The sequence below is a fragment of the Pseudomonas sp. MIACH genome (assembly GCF_001269925.1).
Taxonomy (GTDB): Bacteria; Pseudomonadota; Gammaproteobacteria; order Pseudomonadales; family Pseudomonadaceae; genus Aquipseudomonas.
The window spans coordinates 1-3,729 of record NZ_LHVO01000073.1; the positions used below are offsets into that span (position 1 = coordinate 1).

General features: G+C 57.7%; 1 protein-coding gene. It reads left to right on the top strand.

Annotated features, from left to right (window positions below):
• Positions 1 to 3,729: hypothetical protein (locus tag AD670_RS31755; RefSeq protein ID WP_172681539.1), on the top strand; the 3,729-nt coding region annotated here is incomplete at both ends.

The following is a 3,729-nucleotide window of genomic DNA, read 5'->3' on the forward strand; positions in this document are numbered from 1 at the left end:
ACGGCCACCGACGAGGAAACGCCGCGCGCGGGTCTCACGATCACCTTCACCGGTACCAGCAACTCGGACGGCTACTACAGCGTTTCGGGTAACAACATTGTGCTGACCCAGAAGGGCGCGGACTTCGTCAACGCTGGCAATCAACTGCCGAAGATTGATCTGACGGTTACCGATCCAGAGGGGCTCAGCTCCAATGGCACTGGTCAGCCGACGGTCACCTTGCATAACGACGTGCCAGTGATCAGCGTTGCACCAGTCACCATCGATGAGAACTCCGCCACAGCGGGCACTGTCGCTGGCCGCTTCACTGCGACTGATGAAGAAACACCACGCGAAGGTTTGACTGTTTCCTTCACCGGCAACAGCAACGTAGACGGCTACTACAGTCTCTCCGGCAACAACGTTGTACTGACCCAGAAGGGCGCTGACTTTGTTAACGCCGGCAATCAACTGCCGAAGATTGATCTGACGGTCACCGATCCTGAGGGGCTCAGCTCTAATGGCACCGGTCAGCCGACGGTCACTCTGCACAACGACGTGCCGGTCATCAGCGTCGCGCCAGTCACCATCGACGAGAACTCTGCTACTGCGGGCACTGTCGCTGGCCGCTTCACCGCGACCGATGAAGAAACGCCACGCGAAGGTTTGACTGTTTCCTTCACCGGCAACAGCAACGTAGACGGCTACTACAGCCTGTCCGGCAATAACGTTGTACTGACGCAAAAGGGCGCGGACTTCGTTAACGCTGGCCATCAACTGCCGAAGATTGATCTGACGGTTACCGATCCTGAGGGGCTCAGCTCCAATGGCACTGGTCAGCCGACTGTCACCTTGCATAACGACGTGCCAGTGATCAGCGTTGCACCAGTCACTATTGATGAGAACTCCGCTACTGCGGGCACCGTCGCTGGCCGCTTCACTGCGACTGATGAAGAAACTCCACGCGAAGGTTTGACTGTTTCCTTCACCGGCAACAGCAACGTAGACGGTTACTACAGCCTGTCTGGCAATAACGTTGTGTTGACCCAGAAGGGCGCTGACTTTGTTAACGCTGGCAATCAACTGCCGAAGATTGATCTGACGGTTACTGATCCAGAGGGGCTTAGCTCCAATGGCACCGGTCAGCCGACGGTCACTCTGCACAACGACGTGCCGGTGATCAGCGTCGCACCAGTCACCCTCGACGAGAACTCTGCTACTGCGGGCACCGTCGCTGGCCGCTTCACCGCGACTGACGAAGAAACCCCGCGCGAAGGCCTGACTGTTTCCTTTACTGGAAACAGCAACGTGGATGGCTACTACAGCCTGTCCGGCAGCAACGTTGTACTGACCCAGAAAGGTGCGGACTTTGTTAACGCCGGCAATCAACTGCCGAAGATTGATCTGACGGTTACCGACCCTGAGGGGCTTAGCTCCAATGGCACTGGTCAGCCGACGGTCACCTTGCATAACGACGTGCCAGTGATCAGCGTTGCGCCAGTCACCATCGATGAGAACGCCGCTAAAGCAGGCACCGTCGCCGGTACCTTCACGGCCACCGACGAAGAAACGCCGCGCGCGGGTCTCACGATCACCTTCACCGGTACCAGCAACTCGGACGGCTACTACAGCGTGTCGGGTAACAACATTGTGCTGACCCAGAAGGGCGCCGACTTCGTTAACGCCGGCAATCAACTGCCGAAGATTGATCTGACGGTCACCGATCCTGAGGGGCTCAGCTCTAATGGCACCGGTCAGCCGACGGTCACTCTGCACAACGACGTGCCGGTGATCAGCGTCGCACCGGTCACCCTCGACGAGAACTCTGCTACTGCGGGCACCGTCGCCGGCCGCTTCACCGCGACCGATGAAGAAACGCCACGCGAAGGCCTGACTGTTTCCTTCACCGGCAACAGCAACGTAGACGGCTACTACAGTCTCTCCGGCAATAACGTTGTACTGACCCAGAAGGGCGCTGACTTTGTTAACGCTGGCAATCAACTGCCGAAGATTGATCTGACGGTTACCGATCCTGAGGGGCTCAGCTCTAATGGCACCGGTCAGCCGACGGTCACTCTGCACAACGACGTGCCGGTCATCAGCGTCGCGCCAGTCACCATCGACGAGAACTCCGCTACTGCGGGCACTGTCGCTGGCCGCTTCACTGCGACTGATGAAGAAACACCACGCGAAGGTTTGAATGTTTCCTTCACCGGCAACAGCAACGTAGATGGCTACTACAGCCTGTCTGGCAACAACGTTGTACTGACCCAGAAAGGTGCGGACTTTGTTAACGCCGGCAATCAACTGCCGAAGATTGATCTGACGGTTACCGACCCTGAGGGGCTTAGCTCCAATGGCACCGGCCAGCCGACGGTCACTCTGCATAACGACGTGCCAGTGATCAGCGTCGCGCCAGTCACTATTGATGAGAACTCCGCTACAGCGGGCACCGTCGCTGGCCGCTTCACTGCGACTGATGAGGAAACGCCACGCGAAGGTTTGACTGTTTCCTTTACGGGTAACAGCAACGTAGACGGCTACTACAGCCTGTCTGGCAATAACGTTGTACTGACCCAGAAGGGCGCTGACTTTGTTAACGCTGGCAATCAACTGCCGAAGATTGATCTGACGGTTACCGATCCAGAGGGGCTTAGCTCCAATGGCACCGGCCAGCCGACGGTCACTCTGCACAACGACGTGCCGGTGATCAGCGTTGCGCCAGTCACCATCGATGAGAACGCCGCTAAAGCAGGCACCGTCGCCGGTACCTTCACGGCCACCGACGAGGAAACGCCGCGCGCGGGTCTCACGATCACCTTCACCGGTACCAGCAACTCGGACGGCTACTACAGCGTTTCGGGTAACAACATTGTGCTGACCCAGAAGGGCGCGGACTTCGTCAACGCTGGCAATCAACTGCCGAAGATTGATCTGACGGTTACCGATCCAGAGGGGCTCAGCTCCAATGGCACTGGTCAGCCGACGGTCACGCTGCATAACGACGTGCCAGTGATCAGCGTTGCGCCAGTCACCATTGATGAGAACTCTGCTACTGCAGGCACCGTCGCTGGCCGCTTCACTGCGACTGATGAGGAAACGCCACGCGAAGGTTTGACTGTTTCCTTTACTGGAAACAGCAACGTAGACGGTTACTACAGCCTGTCTGGCAATAACGTTGTACTGACCCAGAAGGGCGCGGACTTCGTCAACGCTGGCAATCAACTGCCGAAGATTGATCTGACGGTTACCGACCCTGAGGGGCTTAGCTCCAATGGCACTGGTCAACCGACGGTCACGCTGCATAACGACGTGCCAGTGATCAGCGTTGCGCCAGTCACCATCGACGAGAACTCTGCTACTGCGGGCACCGTCGCTGGCCGCTTCACTGCGACTGATGAGGAAACGCCACGCGAAGGTTTGACTGTTTCCTTTACGGGTAACAGCAACGTGGATGGCTACTACAGCTTGTCCGGCAACAACGTTGTACTGACGCAAAAAGGTGCCGACTTCGTTAACGCCGGCAATCAACTGCCGAAGATTGATCTGACGGTTACCGACCCTGAGGGGCTTAGCTCCAATGGCACTGGTCAGCCGACTGTCACCTTGCATAACGACGTGCCAGTGATCAGCGTTGCGCCAGTCACCATCGACGAGAACTCTGCTACTGCGGGCACCGTCGCTGGCCGCTTCACCGCGACTGACGAAGAAACCCCGCGCGAAGGCCTGACTGTTTCCTTTACTGGAAAC